This is a genomic window from Microbacterium sp. CIAB417, from assembly GCF_022788845.1.
Genome location: NZ_JAHZUT010000004.1, coordinates 79,941 through 98,889, shown reverse-complemented (window position 1 = coordinate 98,889; position 18,949 = coordinate 79,941). Strand labels below are relative to the sequence as shown.

Below are 18,949 nucleotides of genomic sequence, written 5' to 3'. Positions count from 1 at the left end.
ATGACGACGACTCCTCCTCTCCCGACCGCCGAGGTGGCCGACGCGAGCACGGCCGCCCTGGCGGCGCGAGCGGAGGAGCGCCGTCTGCGCCGAGGGCTCTCCCCGCGCACCGCGTTCCTTCTGCGCCGCCTCGGACGGCTGGTGATCTCGCTCGCCGTGGTCGTGGTCGCCTCGTTCCTGCTCATGTACCTCGTGCCCGGCGACCCCGTGCGCGCGGCGCTCGGGCAGAGTGCGACTCCGCAGCTCGTGGAGGCGACGAGGGCGCAGCTCGGGCTCGACCGTCCGATGTGGGAGCAGTTCCTCCGATTCGTCGGCGGGCTGTTCACCGGTGATCTCGGGGTATCGGTGCGGTTGCAGCGTCCGGTGGCGGACGTCATCGCGCAGCGCTTCCCGACCACGCTGCTGCTGGCCGTGCTCGCCTTCGCGATCGCCGTCGTGTGCGCCCTTCCCGCGGGGATCGGCGCCGCGGCGCTGGCCCGCTCCGGCCGCCGGCGAGGACTGTCGATCACGCTCTCGGGCGTGCTCGGCATCCTCATCGCGGTACCCAGCTTTCTCGTCGCGGTCGCACTGATCGCCCTCTTCGCGGTGCAGCTCGGCTGGCTTCCGGCGGCCGGCTGGGGCACGCCGGCGGATGCCGTGCTGCCGGTCATCGCCCTCGCCGTCGGGCCGCTGGCGTACCTCGTGCGCATCGTGCAGGTCGAGATGATCGCGGTGCTCGACACGACCTACATGACCACGGCGCGAGCGAAGCGGCTGCCGCGACGCCTGATCCACCTCCGGCACGCGCTGCCGAACATCGTCACGGCGTCCCTGACGGTGGGCGGGATGACGCTGGCCGGCCTGACCGCGGCGACCGTGCTGATCGAGACGGTGTTCGCGATCCCGGGTCTCGGCATGATCATGGTCTCGTCGGTGGGCGCGAAGGACTACCCGATGGTGCAGGGCATCGTCATCGTCTACGCCCTCATCGTGCTGGGCGTGAACCTCGTCGTGGACGTGATCCTCGCCACCATCGATCCGCGTTCGTCCATCACGGAGGGCTGAATCATGTCCCTGCGCACGAAACTCCTGAATCCCACGGCCATCGCTGCGGTGGTCGGATCCGCCCTGCTGCTCTTCCTCGCGATCGCGGGGCCGATGATCTGGGGCGCCGCGGCGGAGGCCACCGACGTCTCATCGCGGCTGCTCGGTGCGAGCGTCGCGCACCCGTTCGGCACGGACGAGCTCGGGAGGGACATCTTCGCCCGGGTGCTGGCGGCGACGCGGCTCACGCTGGTGCTCACGCTCGGAGCGACGGCGATCGCGCTCGTGGGCGGGATCGTCTTCGGGTTGGTCGCGAGCATTCTTCCGAAGTATCCGCGTCGGTGGTTCACCGGGCTCCTCGACATCCTGCTCGCGTTCCCGTGGCTGCTCATGGTGCTGTTCTTCACCGTCATCTGGGGTGCGACCGCGACCGGCGCGATGCTCGCGATCGGCTTCGCCGGAGTCCCCTCGTTCGCGCGGCTGGTCTACAACCTCGCTTCATCGGTGTCGGGCCGCGACTACGTGCGGGCCGCGCGTGTCGTCGGAGTCGGCCCGATCGGCATCCTGTGGCGTCATGTGCTGCCGAACATCGCCAATCCGTTCTTCGTCAACGCGGCCGCGACGGCGAGCGTCACTCTTCTGTCGTTCGCCGGACTCTCCTTCCTCGGGCTGGGCGTGCAGGCCCCCGCCTACGACTGGGGCCGGATGCTGCAGGAGGGCATCCTGCGCATCTACGTCAACCCGCTCGCGGCGATCGGCCCGGGCATCGCGATCGTGCTGGCCGGCCTCGTGTTCACCCTGCTGAGCGAAGCGGTCGCCGGGACGCAGGGGCAGGGCTGGCGGACCGTCGCCGCGCGGGCCGCCGGCGGAGTGACGCTGAGCTCCCGTCGCCGCGCTGCTCACTCGGAGCCGACCGCCGATGCAGCGGACGTGGTCGCCGAGATCTCCGGCCTGCACGTCGCCTTCCCGACCGCCGACGGCGGTCTCGTGGAACGCGTGCGCGGTGTGGATCTGCGCATCCTCCGGGGTGAGGTCGTCGGCATCGTGGGGGAGTCGGGATCGGGCAAGTCGCTCACGGCGATGGCGCTCGCGGGGCTGCTCGGTGACGACGCCCGCGTCACGACCTCGGTGCATCGGTTCGACGACATCGACATGACCCGTCCGCTGACGGCCTCCGACCGTTCCCGGCTCGGCGTGGAACTGGGCATGATCTTCCAGGACCCGCTCACCTCGTTGAACCCCGCTCTCACCGTGGGCCGCCAGCTCACGGAGGTCCCCGAGGTCCACATGGGCATGCGCCCGGCCCAGGCACGCGTGCGGGCGGCGGAGGCGCTGACAGCGGTCGGCATCGCCGACGCTCCGTCCCGCCTGAAGCAGTACCCGCACGAGTTCTCCGGCGGCATGCGTCAACGAGCGATGATCGGCATGGCGCTGACCGGCCGGCCGCGGCTCATCATCGCCGATGAGCCGACCACGGCGCTGGACGTGACGGTGCAGCGTCAGGTCATGGGCGTCCTGCACCGCGCCCAGGAGGAGACCGGAGCGGCCATCGTCTTCATCTCCCACGATATCGCGCTGGTGTCGGCGTTCTGCGACCGGGTCATCGTGATGAAGGACGGACTCATGGTCGAGAGCCTGCCGGCCGAACGCATCCGCGAGGAGGCGACGCACCCGTACACGAAGGCGCTGATCGCGTGCCTGCCCGACATGACGAGCGACCGGACGCAGCCACTGCCGGTGATCCCCCCGGAGCTGCGCCCGGACGCGCTCGATGAGCAGACTCTGGACGGGTCGCCGCTGGATGAGGAGGTGCCCGCGTGAACGCGCTGGAGATCACGGACCTCAGCGTCCGGTACGGACGCATGCGCGTCGTCGAGTCCGTGAGTCTTGCGGTGCCGAAAGGACGCACCGTCGGACTGGTCGGAGAGTCGGGGTCGGGAAAGAGCACGATCGCGGCCGCCGCGGTCGGCCTGGTCCGACCGGAGAGCGGATCCATCCGGGTCGACGGCGTCGAGGCGGCCGGTGCGGGAGCCGCTGCGCGTCGAGCCCGTCGCCGCATGCAGCTGGTCTTCCAGGACCCGTTTTCGGCGCTCGACCCGCTCATGCCCGTCGGCGACTCGATCGCGGAAGCGTTGCGGGCGGCGGGGCGCCGGTTCACCCGGGCGGAACGGGTCGCGCGGGTGCGGGAGCTTCTCGCCCTCGTCCACCTGGATCCCGATCGGGCGGACGAGCGTCCGGCCGCGTTCTCCGGCGGGCAGCGGCAGCGGATCACCATCGCACGCGCCCTCGCGGGGGAACCGTCCGTCCTCATCGCCGACGAGGTGACGAGCGCCCTGGACGTGTCGGTGCAGGGCGCGATCCTCAATCTGCTGCGCGAGGTGCAGCAGGAGCTCGGGCTGTCGATGCTGTTCATCTCGCACAACCTCGCGGTCGTCCGATACATCAGCGACGAGGTGTGCGTCATGCGTCACGGGCGGCTGGTGGAATCGGGGCCCACCGAGGCGCTGCTGGCGGACCCCGCCGACCCCTACACGCGGGATCTCCTCGAGGCGGTCCCGGTACTCGGAGAGAGGATGCGATTCGGATGACTTCCCCCGTCGACGACAGCTCGTTCGCCCACGCTGCGGAGGCTCTGCGCGAGGAGCTCGTCGGTGTGCGCCGTGAGCTCCACCAGGCTGTCGAGATCGGCCTCGACCTTCCACGGACGCAGGAGATCCTGCTCCGGGAGCTCGACGGCCTGGGGCTCGAGATCAGCACGGGCGCCTCTCTGTCGTCGATCACCGCCGTCCTCCGGGGCGGGAGGCCCGGCCCCGTGGTCCTGCTGCGCGGCGACATGGACGGCCTGCCCATCGCCGAGGCGACGGGACTGCCGTTCGCGTCCGCATCCGGCGCGATGCACGCGTGCGGCCACGACCTCCACATGGCCGGAATGCTCGGCGCGGTACGCGTGCTCGCGGAACGCCGGGAGGAGCTCCCCGGCACCGTCGTGTTCATGTTCCAACCCGGTGAGGAGGGACAGGCCGGCGGGCGGATCATGATCGAGGAGGGCGTTCTCTCCGCCGCCGGCGAGCGTCCGGTCGCCGCGTACGCCATCCACGTCGACAGCGCGACGCCGCGCGGCCGGCTGGTCACACGCGAGGGGCCGATGATGGCGAGCGCGAGCGCCCTGCGGATGACGCTTCACGGCACGGGCGGGCATGCCGCCTTCCCCCAGCTCGGCATCGATCCGGTGCCCGTGGCCGCGCAGCTCATCCTCGCGGTGCAGACCTTCGCCGCGCGGCGCCTGCCGGCGACGGACCAGGCCGTGATCTCGATCACGCGTCTGAGCAGCGACTCGGAGGCGAGCAATGTGCTGGCTGCGGCCGTGCACCTCGAGGCCAACATCCGCACGCTCTCGATGACGACGCTCGAGACCGTGCGCGCGGAGCTCCCGGCGCTGCTCGCCGGCATCGCCGAGGCGAACGGATGCCGGCTCGAGAGCGAGTTCATCGCCTCGTACCCCGTGACGTACAACGATCCGGTCGAGACACGCGCCGTGCTGGCCGTGCTGGACGAACTGGTGGGAGCCGAACGCGTCACGCGCCTCGAGGCGCCGTCCATGGCCTCGGAGGACTTCTCCTACGTCCTCCAGGAGGTGCCGGGCACGCTGGTGTTCGTCGGCGCGGCACCCGAGACCGGGCCTCTGCCGCTGCATTCCGAGAATGCGGTGTTCGACGACTCGGTCATCCCTCTGCAGGCGTCGGTCCTCGCGGAACTCGCCTGGCGTCGGCTCGAGCGCGACCCGTCGCGGGGGTAGCTCTCACGCACATGGTCCCGCGCCCGATGTGGTCGCATTCGCCATGGATCGCCTTCGCCCGACCTGTCAGGCTGGCTCCGCCCGGCGTCAGCGGAGACGCCGGTGGAAGGGAACGCACTCATGACTTCGGCCTCCACCGACACCCGGAGCCCAGCCCAGGAATCCGGCACCGACGGCGCCGCGTCGTCGAGGCAGATCCGCACGATCGTCGCGTCGAGCGTGGTCGGCACCACCGTGGAGTGGTTCGACTTCTTCGCCTACTCGACGGCGGCGGCGCTGATCCTCAACAGCCTGTTCTTCCCCGATTACGACCCGCTCGTCGGCACGATCCTCGCTTTCGGCGGCATCGCCGTGGGCTACTTCGGCCGGCCGCTGGGCTCGATCGTGTTCGGGCATTTCGGCGATCGCATCGGCCGCAAGCGGATGCTCGTGGTCTCGCTGGTGCTGATGGGAGCAGCCACCTTCCTCATCGGTCTCCTGCCGACCTACACGGCCATCGGGGTCGCCGCGCCGATCCTGCTCATGCTGCTGCGTTTCGTGCAGGGATTCGCTCTCGGAGGCGAGTGGGGCGGTGCGGTCCTGCTCGTCGTCGAGCACGCCTCCCCGAGAAGGCGCGCCTTCCTGGGCAGCTTCCCGCAGGTGGGTCTCGCCGTCGGGCTCACGCTGTCGACGCTCGTGTTCCTGCCGCTCGTGGCGCTGCCGGGCGACGCGTTCTCCGTCTGGGGATGGCGGGTGCCGTTCCTCATCAGCGCCGTCCTCGTGCTGGTCGGGCTGTTCATCCGCCTGAAGATCACGGAGACGCCGGAGTTCGAGCGGATGCGTCGTTCGGGGCAGGCCGTCCGCGTGCCGCTGTGGGAGACGCTGAAGACGCACACGGCCCAGGTGCTCCTTGCGGCCCTGAGCTTCGCGGTCATCGGCGCCGTGTTCTACATGCTCTTCACCTTCAGCCTCACCTACGGCACCGAGTTCGTCGGCCACGCGCAGTCCGAGATGCTCACGATCGCGACGATCTGCTCGCTGCTGGCGCTCGGAGGCCTCCCTCTCGCCGGCCGGCTCGCCGACCGGTTCGGCGTCACCCGCGTGTTCGCCGTCGGGACCGTGATCTCGATCGTCCTCGCGTTCCCCGCGTTCTGGCTGATCGACACCGGCAGCCTGGCAGCCGCCTTCGTGGCCTACATCGCGACGACGGTCGGCTTCTGCGCGACCTACGGCACGCTGGGCGTCCTCTATGCGCAGGCGTTCGACGTGCGCATCCGCTACACCGGAATGTCGCTCGCGCTCGGCATCGGCACCATCGTCGGCTCGGCGTTCGTCCCGATGATCTACCTCGAACTGCTGACGGTCTTCGGCGGTTCCTGGGCGATCGCGCTGTACATCGTCGTGGCGGGCGTCGTGACGCTCGTCTCGGCCACTGCCCTGCACCGCATCACGCGCCGGCGGGGCGCTCTCACCCCCGCCTCGGAAGGAACTCCTCGATGATCGACGACCTCACCCGCGCCCTGCTGAACGACCGGGGAGGGGTGGATGCCGCGCCGGGATCGCTCGCGGGGGTCGTCGTGCTCGACATCACCCGCGTGGTGGCCGGCCCGTACTGCTCGATGATCCTCGCGGACCTGGGCGCCACCGTGATCAAGATCGAGAATCCGGACGACCCGGACTACACGCGCACGTTCCCGCCGCTGCTGCCCCGCGACGGGGAGGAGCCGCTCAGCGGCTTCTTCGCGCAGTACAACCGCAACAAGCTCGGCTTCACGCTGAACCTGAAGAGCCCGGACGCCGCGCAGGTGCTCGACCGGCTCGTGCAGCGCGCCGATGTGCTGGTCGAGAACTTCCGGCCGGGCACGATGGATCGGCTCGGGCACGGCTACGAGCGGCTGCGCGGGGTGAACCCGCGACTCGTGTACGCGGCGCTGAGCGGCTACGGGCAGTCGGGCCCCTACCGCCTGCGTCCGGCGTACGACAACAGTGCGCAGGCCACCGGAGGCCTGTGGTCGATGAACGGCGAAGCCGGCCGCCCGCCCACGAGGGTCGGCACCATCATCGGCGACCTCGCGGCGAGCCTGTACGGGGTGATCGGGGTGCTCGCCGCGCTCCGTCACGCCGAGCAGACCGGTCAGGGGCAGCTCGTGGACATCTCGCAGCAGGACTCCGTGCTGACCCTGACCGAGAACGCGGTGGTGGCCTACACCGCCGAGGGCGAGGTCCCCAAGCCGCTCGGCAACGAGCACCCGTTCGTGCGTCCGTACGAACTGTTCCCCTGCCGGGACGGGTTCGTGTTCTTCGGCGGCTACACGGACAAGTTCTGGCGCATCTCATGCGAGACGTTCGGGTCGGCGGCCGACTGGGACGAGCATCCGGACCTGCACGCGATGGCGGCGCGCTTCGATGCGGACGTCTACCGAGAGAAGGTGCGCCCCATGGTCGTCCGGTGGTTCGCCGACCGCACCAAGAGCGAGCTCGAGGCGCTCGCGGGAGATCTCGTCCCCTTGAGCGCCGTGAAGGACATCGGCGAGGTCGTGGAGGATCCGCAGATCGCGGCTCGCGGCATGATCGTCGCCAACGAGTACCCCGGTCATGGGGAACTGCGCACCTTCGGCTCGCCCGTCAAGCTCGATCGCACCCCGCCGCGCACCGCCGGCCTCGCTCCCGAGAAGGGCGAGCACACCGATCGCGTGCTGACGGACTTCCTCGGGTTCTCGGTCGAGGACGTCGAGGCGCTGCGCACCGGAGGGACGGTCTGATGGGCATCCGTCTGGACCGATCGGGATCGGTCGCCGTCATCACGATCGACCGGCCCGACAAGCTGAACGCCCTGACGCTCGCCATGTACGAGGAACTGGGAGAGGCCTTCGCCGAGGTGCGCGACGATCGCCGCATCGGCGTGGCGGTGCTGACGGGGGCGGGCGATCGCGCCTTCTGCGTCGGCGCCGACCTCGGGGAGTCGATCCCCGCGCTCACCGAGGAGCGGTTCGACATCAGCGAGTGGGATGCCGCGCACCAGAAGCACTCCACGCTCGAGAAGCCCGTCATCGCCGCGGTCAACGGCCTGTGCCTCGGCGGCGGATTCGAGATCATGCTGTCCACCGACATCCGCCTCGCCGCCGACGGCGCGCAGTTCGCCCTCCCGGAGACCGGGGTGGGCGTCGTGCCCGCAGGCGGGACCCTCGTGCGGTTGATCCGTCAGATCCCGTACGCGTTCGCGATGGATCTGATGCTTCGCGGTGGTCGGATCGACGCCGAGACGGCGATGCGCTACGGGCTCGTGAACCGGGTGGTTCCCACGGCGCAGCTGCAGGACAGGGCGCTCGAGGTCGCCGAAGAGCTGCTCACCCGCAGTGCCACGGCTCTCGCGACGGTGAAGCGCGCCGTGAGGGCGCTCGCCGATCTTCCCGAGGACGAGGCGTTCCGTCACGAAGCCGTGCTCGGGCAGCAGGCGTTCGCGAGCGACGACGCGCGCGAAGGGCTGGCCGCCTTCGCCGCGCGGCGTGCTCCCGCCTTCCCCTCGCGCTCGTCCGCGCCCGCGCCCGCACTCGCCGAGACGGGGCGTGCCGACGGCTGACGAGGCCGCCGCTCGTAGACTGCAGGCAGTCCGGATTCCGCTGCTCGAGGAGGCGCGTTGAGCGAGAACCGCGCGATCCCGTCTGCGCTGGTGCGCGAGGTCGTGGCCGCGACCCGCGCGGAGCCGGGCGAGAGCACCGCCGCCCTCGCGACGCTGCTCGCCGAGGCGGACGTCTCGGCGGTCGAGGTCGAGGAGCTGCTCGACTCGGTGCAGGAGTCGCAGCAGCAGACCGCGCGACTGCGCAGGAGGACGGCCGAGCTCGAAGCGCTGTTCTCGACGGCCCGCGAGCTCGTGCGATTGCAGGACGTGACCGACGTGCTGCGGCGGCTCGTCGAGCGCGCGCACCAGCTGATGGGCACCGACGTGACCTATCTGTCCGAGGTCGACAACGCGCACGGCGACCTGCGCGTGCGCTACTCGGCGGGAACGGTGACGCCGGAGTTCCGCGATCTGCTCGTGCCGGCGGGGTACGGGCTGGCGAGCCTGGTCGCGAGTACGCGCGAGCCCGCCTGGGTGAGGCAGTATGCGGGCATGGCTGAGGCCCCGCATGACCCGGCCATCGATCTCGCGGTCGGCCGGGAGGGGCTCGTCTCGTTCCTCGGCGTGCCGCTGGCCGTGGGCGACGAGGTCCTCGGCGCTCTCTTCGCGTGCAATCGCTTCGCGCACGATTTCACGCCGGATCAGGTGCTGCTGCTCTCGGCGTTCGCCGACCACGCGGCGGCCGTCCTGCACAGCGCCCGGGTGCTCGCCGAGAGCGCTGCGGCGCGTGCCCGTGCCGAGGGCGCCTATCGTGAGCTCGAGCGGCATCTCGCGACGACGCAGGTCGTCAGCGGCATCCATGAGGAGCTCACGGCCGCGGTGATGTCGGGAGCGACCCTGGTCGACCTCGTGGCGACGGTGTCGGAACGGCTCGGTCGAGCCGTGCTCGCCGTCGATGAGTCGGGACGTCCCTTCGAGGCGCCGAGCGGCAGCACGGACGGGTTCCCGGGGCGGCGCGTTCTGGCCGAGGCGATCCGGTCGAGCCGTGCCAGCGGGCACGCGGAGTCGATCCGCGGGGATGGCAGGACCTGGCTGGTCGTCGCGGTGCTCGGTGCGGATCGGGTGCTCGGGGCGATCGTGGCCGAGGACGTCGACTCGCTCCCCGATGATGTCGCCCGGCCGACGCTCGAGCGTGCTGCGCACGTCGCCGCGCTCGTCTCGTTCAAGCGCGACGCCGTGGCTGCCATCCGCGCCGAGCGGCGGTCCCGGCTGCTGAGCGCGGTGCTCGACGGGACCGCCGAGGCGTCTTCGTTGGAGGCCGAGGTCACGGGTCCGATCGTCGGCGCGGCGGTGATCGAGGTCCGCGGGCAGGAGGGTGCGCTCGCTGCGGCGGCGGATGCCGTGGGCGATGAAGGGCTCGTGGCCGCGCGCGATTCGCATCTGGTCGTCGCCTGGACCGTTCGTGATCAGGAGGCCGCGACCGACCGGGTCCGCCGGGTGCTCGCGGCGCGTTTCGGCGACGGGGAGGTTGCCGCGGTGGTCGGTCCGCCCGCTGCGGACCTGCCGGCTCTGCGGGCTTCCGTCGAGCGGGCGACGCAGGATCTGCGCGTGCTCGCGCCGCTCGGCATCACCGGGGCGACTGTGCGGTCCGAGGACTTCCTGCCGTATCACGCGCTCGCCGCGGGCGAGCACCACGTCGTTGCGCGCTTCGTCGAGGGTGTTCTCGGTCCTGTGCGCGAGTGGGATGCTCGACGCGGCACCGTCCTCGTCGACACGCTCTGCGCGTACTTCGACGCCGGGGAGAACAGGCAGGGCGCCGCATCGGCGCTGCGCGTGCACACGAACACCGTGCAGCAGCGTCTCGACCGGATCTGGACGCTGCTCGACGGTGATCCCGCCGACTCGGAGTACCGGTTCCGTGTGCAGGCCGCCGTGCGGCTGGAGCGGTTGCGGCGGTCGCTCACCGGCGAGGTCTGAGTCTTCGCGCGGGTCTGGTCGTCACTCGCCGATGTGCTCGCGACGTCCGGTCCGCAGTTCGCGGGCGGCGAGATTGGGTCGGTAATCGAGTTCCGCGATCGCCGCTTCCACGCGTTGCCGTGTCCCCGGTGACACGGGAACCGCGCCGGTCACGACGTTGGACACCGTCTTCATGGAGACGCCGGCCAGCGCGGCGACGTCCAGCATCCGCGGCGGGCGGTCGCGGGGCGCGATCATGTCGGACTCGGACGCCTCTGGCGAGTTGCGCCGACGCATCTTGATGTAGTTGCCGCAGCCCGCCATGGTGCACCACCGACCGGATCGGTTGCGCGATGCGTCCCAGTACGCCCATCGGCACGAGTCGCGGGAGCAGGCCTTCACGCGGGCCCAGCTGCCGTCGGCGCGGGCGGCGTCGAGGGCGACCAGGACGGGATCCAGGAAGGACGCGGAACCCGAGCTCAGGCGCGTATCGCCGCCGTCCCCGAAGCGGAAGTGCATCGGGATCTCCGCGAGTGCCGCATTCAGTCGTGGGATCGCACCCGGGAGGGGTTCGTGTCCGGCGTGGGTGAGCAGAACTTCGCGCAGGCCCTCGCGGATGCATTGCGCCAGGGCGAGATCCTCCGCGGTCGCTGTCGCGGTCGCCGTCGTGCCCGTGCGTGCGTGCAGCCAGTCCGTCAGTGCGCGCGGCGATTCCCACGTCTCGTCGTCGGTCTGCCATTCGACGGTGTTCACGAAATCGATCAGCAGCTGCGCCGCTGGCGGCGTCCTGTCGGTAGCCATGACACCAGTGAAACCGGTTTGCCGGTGCGCGTCAATGGGCCGGTTCGCCGGTAGCTGGTAGCTGGTAGCTGGTAGCGGGTCGCGGGTCGCGGGTCGCCGGTCGTCGGTCGCGGGGTCGATTCATGGGGTCCCGGGCGACGGAGGGGCGCACTATGGCGCCGGGTCTCCACGCGCGCACGCACGCCCTCCACGCACGTACACGTACGCACGCGCGCGTGTGCGTAGGTGCTGTCAGGCGGCGAGGGTGTAGCGGGCGGTGCCGCCGAGGCGTGGGGTGCGGGTGGGGTCGATGTGGGGTGGAGGGATGAACCAGACGTGGGCGGTGGTGCTGGTGCCGTCGATGTGGATGGTCCAGTCGTTGTCGTGGATGCGGTGGTGGCAGTTGTCGCAGAGGAGGATGCCGTTGTTGAGGTCGGTGGTGCCGTGGTCGCGGTTCCACCAGTTGATGTGGTGGGCGCGGGTCATGGAGGGTGGGAGGGTGCACATGGCGCATCCGCCGTCTCGTTCGGTGAGGGCGAGGCGTTGGGTGCGGGTGAAGAGGCGTTTTTCGCGTCCCCAGTCGAGGATGTCGCTGTCGGTGTTGAGGACGGTGGGGATGATGCCGCCGTTTGCGGCCAGGCGGCGGACGGCGCCGATGCTGATGGGTTGGTCGATGCCGTCGATGGTGCCGTATCCGGTGCCGGTGGTGAGGTCGTCGAGGTTGACGCGGACGATGACGGTGGCTCCGGCAAGGGCAGGAGCGTCATTGTCGCAACCGAGAGCGTGCGCACAGATCAGCGCGAGGCCCTCCGCGCGGATCTGCGCGATCGTGCGACGGTCGGCGTCGGGGGCATCCGGATCGATCGCGTTCGCACGGGAGGCGAACACGGCAGTGGTGTGCCCTTCCAGCGCCGCCTTGATCGTGGCGCCGGTCGGCAGGTCGAAGTCGGCCTCGAGATGGAGGCGTCCGCGTCGTTCGGAGAACACCAGTGAGTTCTGGGCGCGGGCATTCTCTTCCCGCGGTGCGATGCCGTCCGGATCCAGATGTGCTTCGGCGCGAGCGATCAATTTGCGGACCTCGTCCAGGGACAGCGCCGTGGCCTTGTCCACGAGCAGTCGTTCGGCATCCTGCAGGTCGTCTGCAGCGACACGGAACTGCACGCGATCGAGCAGCTCCACGATCAGCGCCGCTGCGGGCGCGCCGAGCGACCCGGTGTTCAGTGCCTCGCGCACCGCCGGATGCTTCGCCGGCAGTGGTGCGCCCAGCAGATCGCTGCGCGTCGCGGTGGCCTCGCCGACCGTGACCAGCCGGCTCGCGTCTGTGGAGGACGCTCCGGTGGTCGCGGCGATCAGCTTCGCCGCCGTACGGAACCCGTGCTGCTTCGCCAGGGACTCGGCACCCAGTTCTGTGCGCGACTCATGCGCGATCCCGGCCGCGACCTCCGCCTGAAGGCCGTCCGTCACGCGACGCAACCGCCCCAGGACCTCGTTGGCTGCGATCAGGGCCGCCCGGTCGAGGTGCGCGGCGTCCTCGGCATCCGCCCACACCGCGTCGAGGCGGGAAACCGCCTCGTGCAGGGCATCCAGATGCGTCGTCGTCATGCATCCAGATTAGCCGATCTGCGGCAAGAATGGAAGATAACTACGAAAGAAATGTTCGAGACCATCGACGGGAGTGCGAGCGCAATGCTGGCGTCGGCGGGCGATCCGACGGTCTGTCGACACGTCCAGTCTGACGCCCTAGTCTGAACGCGTGACCACCACTGACGCCCCGGCGAGGATGAACACCCTGGCGCTGGTCGGGTTCGTCGCAGCCTTCGTCACCCCGCTGGCCGGGACTATCTTTTCCGTGTTCGCGCGCCGCCAGCTCGACGCCCCGGGGAACGCTGAGCAGGGCCGTGGGCTCGCTCGATGGGCCATGGTGATCGGGATCCTCGGCACCCCTCGGTCAGCTCGCGTTCTTCGCGCTGTGGTTCTCGCTGTTCTTCCACGCGATCAGTTGACGTGCGGCGGCACCTTGCTCTACGCCGTCGCAGAGTCTCAGCGCATCTCAGATGTCCGGCGGCACCTTCACGATCAGCAATCTCGGCATGTACGAGGTGGAGCAGTTCACGGCGATCATCAACCCGCTCGAGGGCGCGATCCTCGCGGTCGGCAGCGCGTCACCGGAGGCTGTCGTGCGCGACGGCGTCGTCGAGGCGCGGCACCGGATGCGACTGACGCTGTCGGCGGACCATCGCATCATCGACGGAGCCCTCGCCGCGCAGTTCCTGCGATCGCTCAGAGCCCTGATCGAGCAGCCGATGAACATCCTCGTCTGAGCGGAGCGATGATGAAGGGACGCGTGGCTGCGGTCAGCCCTGGGTGGGGCGGAGTGCCCGGCTCGTGTAGTAGCTCACCTCGCCGGTGGCATTCTCCACACCGTAGATCCATTTGCCCGATGGCGTGGCTCTCACGTCGATGATGCTGCCTCGTCCGCCGGGCGCGTCGACGTCATCGCCGAGCTTGGGATTGATGTCGGTCATGCCCTCGACGATACGAGAGACACCCGTCCACCGCGTCCCCGTACGGCGGACCCCATCGCATCCGGCCATGCCGGATCGTGTCCAGTCCTGTCGCCGTCCGCGCGTCCATCACCGAAAGCGAACCCAGCGGACGGTGACTTCGCGGTGCGGATTACCGGATTACGCGGTAGCGCAGGTGAGTCTCGCTCGCGAAGGCTGATGTCTCGAGGCGTTCCAGCTCGATACGGTTCTCGAGACCTGCGAACAGCGGGATGCCGTTGCCGAGGAGCACCGGCGCGATGTCGAGATGGAGTTCGTCGACGAGTCCGAGCTGGAGGCACTGGCGGGAGATGCTGCCGCCCAGCAGGCTCACCCATTTGTCTCCCGCTGCTCGTCGGGCAGACTCGACGGCGTCCGCGACGTCGTCGACGATGAAGGTGTACGTGACGCCGTCCCGCTCGATGGGGGCGTGAGGCGTGTGCGTCATGAGGTACACGGGCACCTTGATCATCCCACCGTAGGGGATCTCTCCTTCGTCGATGGTCTGCGTCTTGTTCGCTCCGCCGACGACGGCGCCGATCCGTTCGACGACCTTCATGACGACGTCGTCGTCCTCGGGCGCGGACGGTCGTCCGAACATCCAGTCGACTCCGCCCTCGGTGTCGGCGATGAATCCGTCGACCGTCATCGTCGCGTGCACGACTACTCGACTCATGAATCTCTCCCTCGTGATGGTGAGTCGGATGACTCACCATCAATCTAAGGGCCGGCCAGACATGAGTCAAGCAACTCACCTCCGTGTCATACTGGGACCATGTCGCGCCCACTGTCCGCATATCACCGCGGTGTCGCGGCGACGAACCGTGAGAAGATCCTCGACGCCGCTGTTCGTCTGTTCCTCGATTCCGGATACGATCGCACGTCGTTGGCGCGAGTCGCCGAAGGGGCAGGTGTGTCGAAGGCGACCTTGTTCAAGCAGTTCCCCACGAAGGCCGCGCTGTTCGAGGCGACGGTGCTCGCGGCGGGCGGAAGCTCCGATTCGGAGCCGGTCGCCATGCCGACGGGGGACTTCCGTGGTGGCCTGGTCGCGCTCGGGCGTGCCTACGCGGAGCTACTGTCCCGTCCCCACATGGTCGCGCTGATGCGGATCGTGATCGCTGAGTCGCCGAGATTCCCCGAGCTGAGGGAGCGCACCTTCGATTTCGGTACGCTGCCTGTGCTTTCGTCCCTCCGCGGCTATCTGCAGGCGCAGAGCGCGGCGGGGAGCGTCGACATCGACGACCTGGACATCGCCTCCGCGCAGTTCCTGGGCATGATCGCGTCCGCGATCTTCTGGCCGCGTCTCGTGCACGGCACGTGGACGATCACGGATGAGGAACAAGTCCGGGTGATCGACGAAGCCGCGCTCACCATGGCCAGGCGCTACAGCAAGCCAGTCGAGAACCGAACGCCGGCTCGCGACGGGTAGGGGCAGATGTTCCAGGTGGAGGGGCTGACGGGAATCGAACCCGCGCTGTCTGCTTGGGAAGCAGAAGTTCTGCCATTGAACTACAGCCCCGTACCGGCATCCGAAGAAGCAGGTAACGGAAAGCCTACCTGCACGCCGCCCGTAGGCCAAAGACGGGACCGGCGGGCCACCCTCGGAGTACTCTCCCGGAAGAACCGTGCGCATCGAAGGAGAGCGACGAGATGAGACGACTGCGCTACGCGATCAACGTCACGCTCGACGGCTGCTGCCATCACGAGGCGGGACTCGCGCCTGACGAGGAGTCGATGCAGTACTGGACGACGGAGATGGCGCGCGCCGATGCGCTGCTCTTCGGCCGCGTGACCTACGAGATGATGGAGTCCGCCTGGCGGCGCCCGGCCGCGGGCGTCTGGCCGGACTGGATGAGCGGCTGGGAGGTCCCGTTCGCCGAGGCCATCGACCGGGCCGAGAAGCACGTCGTGTCGAGAACACTCCGGAGCGTCGACTGGAACGCGGAGCTCGTGCGCGGCGACCTGGAGCAGGAGGTCCGGCGCCTCAAGCAGGAGCCGGGGCAAGGCCTGTTCGTCGGGGGCGTGACGCTTCCGGCCGCACTGGCGGATCGGGGGCTCATCGACGAGTACATCTTCCTCGTGCATCCCGTTCTCGCGGGGCACGGTCCGACGCTGCTGTCGGGGCTGCGCGAGCGCATCCGCCTCGACCTCGTGGATCGGCAGGAGCTCCGGTCGGGCGTCGTGGCGCAGCGCTACCGGCCGACGCCGATCACGACTGCGGCGTGAGGCTGCGCCCCGACTAGGCTGTTCCCGTGCTTCTCAGCGATCGCGACATCACCGCAGAACTCGCCTCCGGCCGGATCGGTCTCGCGCCGCACGATCCGGCGATGGTGCAGCCGTCCAGCGTCGACGTGCGGCTCGACCGCTACTTCCGGCTGTTCGACAACCACAAGTACCCGTTCATTGATCCGTCCGAGGATCAGCCCGAGCTCACGCGCCTCATCGAGGTCGCGCCGGACGAGCCGTTCATCCTGCACCCCGGCGAGTTCGCGCTCGGTGCGACCTTCGAACAGGTCACGCTGCCGGACGACGTCGCCGCGCGTCTGGAGGGGAAGTCCTCGCTCGGCCGCCTCGGCCTCATCACCCACTCCACGGCCGGCTTCATCGACCCCGGCTTCACCGGACACGTCACCCTCGAGCTCGCGAACGTCGCCACGCTGCCGATCAAGCTCTGGCCCGGCATGAAGATCGGCCAGCTCTGCTTCTTCCGTCTGACCTCTCCGGCCGAGAACCCGTACGGTTCCGGCCCGTACGGCAACCGTTACCAGGGGCAGCGCGGCCCCACGGCATCCCGGTCCTTCCAGAGCTTCCATCGCACCGACGTCGGCGTCACGGACGTCGGCTCCCTGGGCGGCTGAGCTCCGCGCGTCCGGCAGACTCAGCCGATCGCGAGGTCGGCCGGCCTCTCGACGGCGTCCGCCGGAAGGCCGCCGGTGACCGCCTCGACCACGGCGTCCAGCACCTCGTCGTCGGACAGGATGCTGTTATGACCGAGCCCGACCGGCCGCAGCATCCGGGACCGGCCCGCGTGCGCACGATGCAGGCGCAGCGAGTCCTCGTCCGGCAGCCCGCGATCATCGCGACCGTGGACGACGAGCAGGCTCGTGCCGTCCGGCAGCGGGTCGTCGGCGGCGTCGAAGAGCTCTCGGACGGATGCCGGTGACTCGCCGATCCTCGCGGCGAACCGGCGTTCCAGCTCCGCGCGTGCCCCGGGGCTCAGGCCGATCATCCCGGCGAACTGGTCGACCATCGCGATCGGACTCGCGGCGCCCGCGATCGTGACCACCAGGGGTGTCGGGGCGAACGTGCGCCCCGCGGTCAGCGCGGCGACCGCCCCGACCGAGTGCCCGACGATCGCGGCGAACGGTCCGTGCCGGCGCTGCAGCTCGTCGATGGCGGCGAGCCAGTCGCGGATGTCCGTGCGACGTCCGGGTGAAGCGCCGTGCGCCGGAGCGTCGAACGACACGACGCTCCGTCCGCGCGCCCGCAGTTCGCGCACGAGCGGGGCGAACTGCGTCGCTCGTCCCTTCCAGCCGTGCACGACGAGCACGGGGCGGTCCTCGGTTCCCCACTGGTAGGCGACGACGGAGCGTCCGCGCACGCGCAGCTCCGCGCGTCGGGCCGCGAGGTCGGTGGCGGCGTCGCGGTCGCGCAACGGCATCCGCGGGCGCGTGCGGAAGAACAGGCGGTACGCGATCCCGCCGGCGAGGGCGGGAGAGATCGCATCGGCGAGGCGGATGCTGCGGACGACGGATGACATGCTTCCTCGATTCGGCCAACAATACGAACGATCGTACGTAGACTATACGAACGATCGTTCGTACACTAGAGGCATGTCCGATTCGCCTGTCGTCGACGGCCGCCGAGCCCGCGGAGACGCCTCTCGGCGCAGCGTGCTGTCGCGGGCCACGCACCTTGCCTCGGTTGAGGGGCTCGACGGCCTCACCATCGGGCGGCTCGCCGAGACGTCGGGACACAGCAAGAGCAGCATCGCCACACTCTTCGGCAGCAAGCAGTCGCTGCAGGTGGCCACGGTCGCCGCCGCGCGGGAGGTCTTCGTCGCGACGATCATCGAGCCGTCGCGCGCCGAGCCCCGGGGGCTGAGTCGCCTGGTCGTGCTGATGCGCCGCGCCCTCGACTACTCGCGTGAGCGCACCTTCGAGGGCGGATGCTTCTTCGCGGCGACCTCGGCCGACATCGACTCCAAGCCCGGTCCCGTGCGCGACGCCCTGCGCGAAGCGCTCTCGGAGTGGTACGGATACGTCGCGGCCCAGATCCGATACGCGGCGGATGCCGGTGAGCTCGCGCTCGCCGCTTCGGATGCCGAGGCCCTCGCCTTCCACCTCATCGCGCTCGACCAGGAGGCGAACAACCGGTCCCTCCTCTTCGAGGACGATGCGCCCTACGCGCTCGCAGTTGCGGGGATGCGCGAGCGCCTGCTCGCCGCGGGAGCGGATGCTCGGATGCTGTCGCCCCTCACAGCACCAGATGCCGGGACTCGCTGAGCGGGGTCGACTTCGCTCCGCGGATGCCTGGGACACCGCGGCATGCGCGACGTAGGATCGGAGCGTGAGCGGCGACGAGGAGGACCCGACCGGACCCGGCCACGAGCAGGCGCGCGACTTTCCGCCGCCTCCGCCATCGCCGTCCGTCGATGCCGAGGTGCCCGGCGCCGTGGTCTCGGACGCGTCGGGCGAGACGGAGGATGCCGCTCGGCACGCGTCGGATTCCGGTCCGTCCGCCGTCGCCGTCCCGGAGGATGCCGCCCCCGCGGCTGTCCCGGAATCCGATGTCGCCGACTTCGCCGTTCCCGCGCCGCCGGCGATCCCTCCGCTCGACGAGGAGGCGCTGGGGATCGCGGATGACGCGGACCCGGACGGACCGCCGGTGAGCGACACGGCCGCGGCTCTCCTCGCGGAGACGGATGCCGCTGTCCCGCCCGTGCCGCCGACCCGTGCGGCCCTGCGTGCTCAGGAAGCCGCGGGAGCGGATGTACCGGGTCCTCGTCCCGCCGCACCGGTGCGGGCCGCCGCGGCGGTTCCTCCGGCCGCGGCATCCGACCCGGTGCCCGGCGATGCGGCGTTCGCCGCTCCGGAGGAGCCGGCCGGTTCCGGATATCGCGCACTGCCGCTCATCGTGTTCGCCGCGCTGCTGGTGCTTCTCGTGGCGGCGATCGTCGCGGTCGTGGTGCTGATCAATGCCGCTCCGCCGCCCTGGCCGTCGTCGATGAGCGGAGAGGTTCCGGCGCTGCTCTCGGCGACCTGGCCGTAGACGCGGCGAGGCGTGCTCCGCCGTCGGATGCGCGATGGTTCA

Annotated in this window: 17 protein-coding genes, 1 tRNA gene and 3 pseudogenes; 14 read left to right on the top strand and 7 right to left on the bottom strand. The window is 70.0% G+C overall.

The features are described from left to right. The 8 genes from KYX17_RS17860 to KYX17_RS17825 all read left to right on the top strand — a co-directional run bounded on the left by KYX17_RS17860 (window position 1) and on the right by KYX17_RS17825 (window position 10,334). Entirely contained in the window at window positions 1-1,044 is a 1,044-nt protein-coding gene (locus tag KYX17_RS17860) for an ABC transporter permease (protein WP_243228309.1), read from the top strand. A 3-nt stretch (window positions 1,045-1,047) separates the two neighbouring features. Then, window positions 1,048-2,844, top strand: coding sequence for a dipeptide/oligopeptide/nickel ABC transporter permease/ATP-binding protein (locus tag KYX17_RS17855; RefSeq protein ID WP_243228308.1), 1,797 nt, complete (start codon window positions 1,048-1,050; stop codon window positions 2,842-2,844). Beyond that, window positions 2,841-3,611 carry an ABC transporter ATP-binding protein gene (locus KYX17_RS17850; RefSeq protein WP_243228307.1) on the top strand — a complete coding sequence of 257 codons (771 nt, stop codon included), beginning with the start codon at window positions 2,841-2,843 and terminating at the stop codon, window positions 3,609-3,611. Before KYX17_RS17855 ends, KYX17_RS17850 begins: the two co-directional genes overlap by 4 nt. Further along, the gene (locus tag KYX17_RS17845) at window positions 3,608-4,819 is read left to right on the top strand and encodes a M20 family metallopeptidase (RefSeq protein ID WP_243228306.1); all 1,212 of its coding nucleotides are present in this window, start codon (window positions 3,608-3,610) and stop codon (window positions 4,817-4,819) included. The genes KYX17_RS17850 and KYX17_RS17845 overlap by 4 nt, the downstream gene beginning before the upstream one ends. A gap of 120 nt (window positions 4,820-4,939) precedes the next feature. Continuing rightward, on the top strand, window positions 4,940-6,298 hold the full coding sequence (locus KYX17_RS17840) for an MFS transporter (RefSeq protein ID WP_243228305.1): 1,359 nt from the start codon (window positions 4,940-4,942) through the stop codon (window positions 6,296-6,298). Further along, window positions 6,295-7,560, top strand: a complete 1,266-nt coding sequence (locus KYX17_RS17835; protein WP_243228304.1) for a CaiB/BaiF CoA-transferase family protein — start codon at window positions 6,295-6,297, stop codon at window positions 7,558-7,560. Before KYX17_RS17840 ends, KYX17_RS17835 begins: the two co-directional genes overlap by 4 nt. Next, complete coding sequence (locus KYX17_RS17830; protein ID WP_243228303.1) at window positions 7,560-8,378, top strand: enoyl-CoA hydratase/isomerase family protein; 819 nt, start codon at window positions 7,560-7,562, stop codon at window positions 8,376-8,378. The genes KYX17_RS17835 and KYX17_RS17830 overlap by 1 nt, the downstream gene beginning before the upstream one ends. Window positions 8,379-8,435: 57 nt before the next feature. Continuing rightward, window positions 8,436-10,334, top strand: a complete 1,899-nt coding sequence (locus tag KYX17_RS17825) for a helix-turn-helix domain-containing protein (RefSeq protein WP_243228302.1) — start codon at window positions 8,436-8,438, stop codon at window positions 10,332-10,334. 42 nt (window positions 10,335-10,376) lie between these two features. On the opposite strand, the pseudogene KYX17_RS17820 reads toward KYX17_RS17825, so the two are convergent. The 3 genes and pseudogenes from KYX17_RS17820 to KYX17_RS17810 form a co-directional block, all read right to left on the bottom strand. Next, window positions 10,377-10,571: pseudogene (locus KYX17_RS17820) on the bottom strand (LacI family DNA-binding transcriptional regulator); the annotation flags it as partial. 42 nt (window positions 10,572-10,613) lie between these two features. Continuing rightward, window positions 10,614-11,114, bottom strand: a pseudogene (locus tag KYX17_RS17815) (ABATE domain-containing protein); the annotation flags it as partial. Between the two features lie 231 nt (window positions 11,115-11,345). Next, window positions 11,346-12,695, bottom strand: a complete 1,350-nt coding sequence (locus KYX17_RS17810; protein ID WP_243228301.1) for an HNH endonuclease signature motif containing protein — start codon at window positions 12,693-12,695, stop codon at window positions 11,346-11,348. A 440-nt stretch (window positions 12,696-13,135) separates the two neighbouring features. Between KYX17_RS17810 and KYX17_RS17805 the strand changes: the two are divergent. Continuing rightward, a pseudogene (locus KYX17_RS17805) lies at window positions 13,136-13,414 on the top strand (2-oxo acid dehydrogenase subunit E2); the annotation flags it as partial. 33 nt (window positions 13,415-13,447) lie between these two features. On the opposite strand, the gene KYX17_RS17800 reads toward KYX17_RS17805, so the two are convergent. Next, window positions 13,448-13,618: a hypothetical protein gene (locus KYX17_RS17800; protein WP_243228299.1), complete on the bottom strand. Its 171-nt coding sequence runs from the start codon at window positions 13,616-13,618 to the stop codon at window positions 13,448-13,450. A gap of 151 nt (window positions 13,619-13,769) precedes the next feature. Continuing rightward, complete coding sequence (locus KYX17_RS17795; RefSeq protein WP_243228298.1) at window positions 13,770-14,312, bottom strand: dihydrofolate reductase family protein; 543 nt, start codon at window positions 14,310-14,312, stop codon at window positions 13,770-13,772. Between the two features lie 99 nt (window positions 14,313-14,411). Here KYX17_RS17795 and KYX17_RS17790 point away from each other — a divergent pair, with 99 nt between their 5' ends. Beyond that, on the top strand, window positions 14,412-15,065 hold the full coding sequence (locus tag KYX17_RS17790; protein ID WP_243228297.1) for a TetR/AcrR family transcriptional regulator: 654 nt from the start codon (window positions 14,412-14,414) through the stop codon (window positions 15,063-15,065). A gap of 16 nt (window positions 15,066-15,081) precedes the next feature. Here the strand turns inward: KYX17_RS17790 and KYX17_RS17785 are convergent. Next, window positions 15,082-15,155: transfer RNA gene (locus KYX17_RS17785), tRNA-Gly, on the bottom strand. A gap of 131 nt (window positions 15,156-15,286) precedes the next feature. On the opposite strand from KYX17_RS17785, the gene KYX17_RS17780 reads away from it, so the two are divergent. Then, on the top strand, window positions 15,287-15,862 hold the full coding sequence (locus KYX17_RS17780; protein WP_243228296.1) for a dihydrofolate reductase family protein: 576 nt from the start codon (window positions 15,287-15,289) through the stop codon (window positions 15,860-15,862). Between the two features lie 26 nt (window positions 15,863-15,888). Next, a complete protein-coding gene (gene dcd / locus KYX17_RS17775) occupies window positions 15,889-16,494 on the top strand; it encodes a dCTP deaminase (protein WP_243228295.1) in 606 nt (201 codons plus the stop codon). Between the two features lie 20 nt (window positions 16,495-16,514). On the opposite strand, the gene KYX17_RS17770 is transcribed toward dcd, so the two are convergent. Next, the gene (locus tag KYX17_RS17770) at window positions 16,515-17,396 is read right to left on the bottom strand and encodes an alpha/beta hydrolase (RefSeq protein ID WP_243228294.1); all 882 of its coding nucleotides are present in this window, start codon (window positions 17,394-17,396) and stop codon (window positions 16,515-16,517) included. Between the two features lie 73 nt (window positions 17,397-17,469). On the opposite strand from KYX17_RS17770, the gene KYX17_RS17765 reads away from it, so the two are divergent. Both KYX17_RS17765 and KYX17_RS17760 read left to right on the top strand, forming a co-directional pair. Next, window positions 17,470-18,141: a TetR family transcriptional regulator C-terminal domain-containing protein gene (locus tag KYX17_RS17765; protein WP_243228293.1), complete on the top strand. Its 672-nt coding sequence runs from the start codon at window positions 17,470-17,472 to the stop codon at window positions 18,139-18,141. Window positions 18,142-18,205: 64 nt separating this feature from the next. Further along, window positions 18,206-18,907 carry a hypothetical protein gene (locus tag KYX17_RS17760; RefSeq protein WP_243229223.1) on the top strand — a complete coding sequence of 234 codons (702 nt, stop codon included), beginning with the start codon at window positions 18,206-18,208 and terminating at the stop codon, window positions 18,905-18,907. Window positions 18,908-18,949 lie beyond the last annotated feature (42 nt).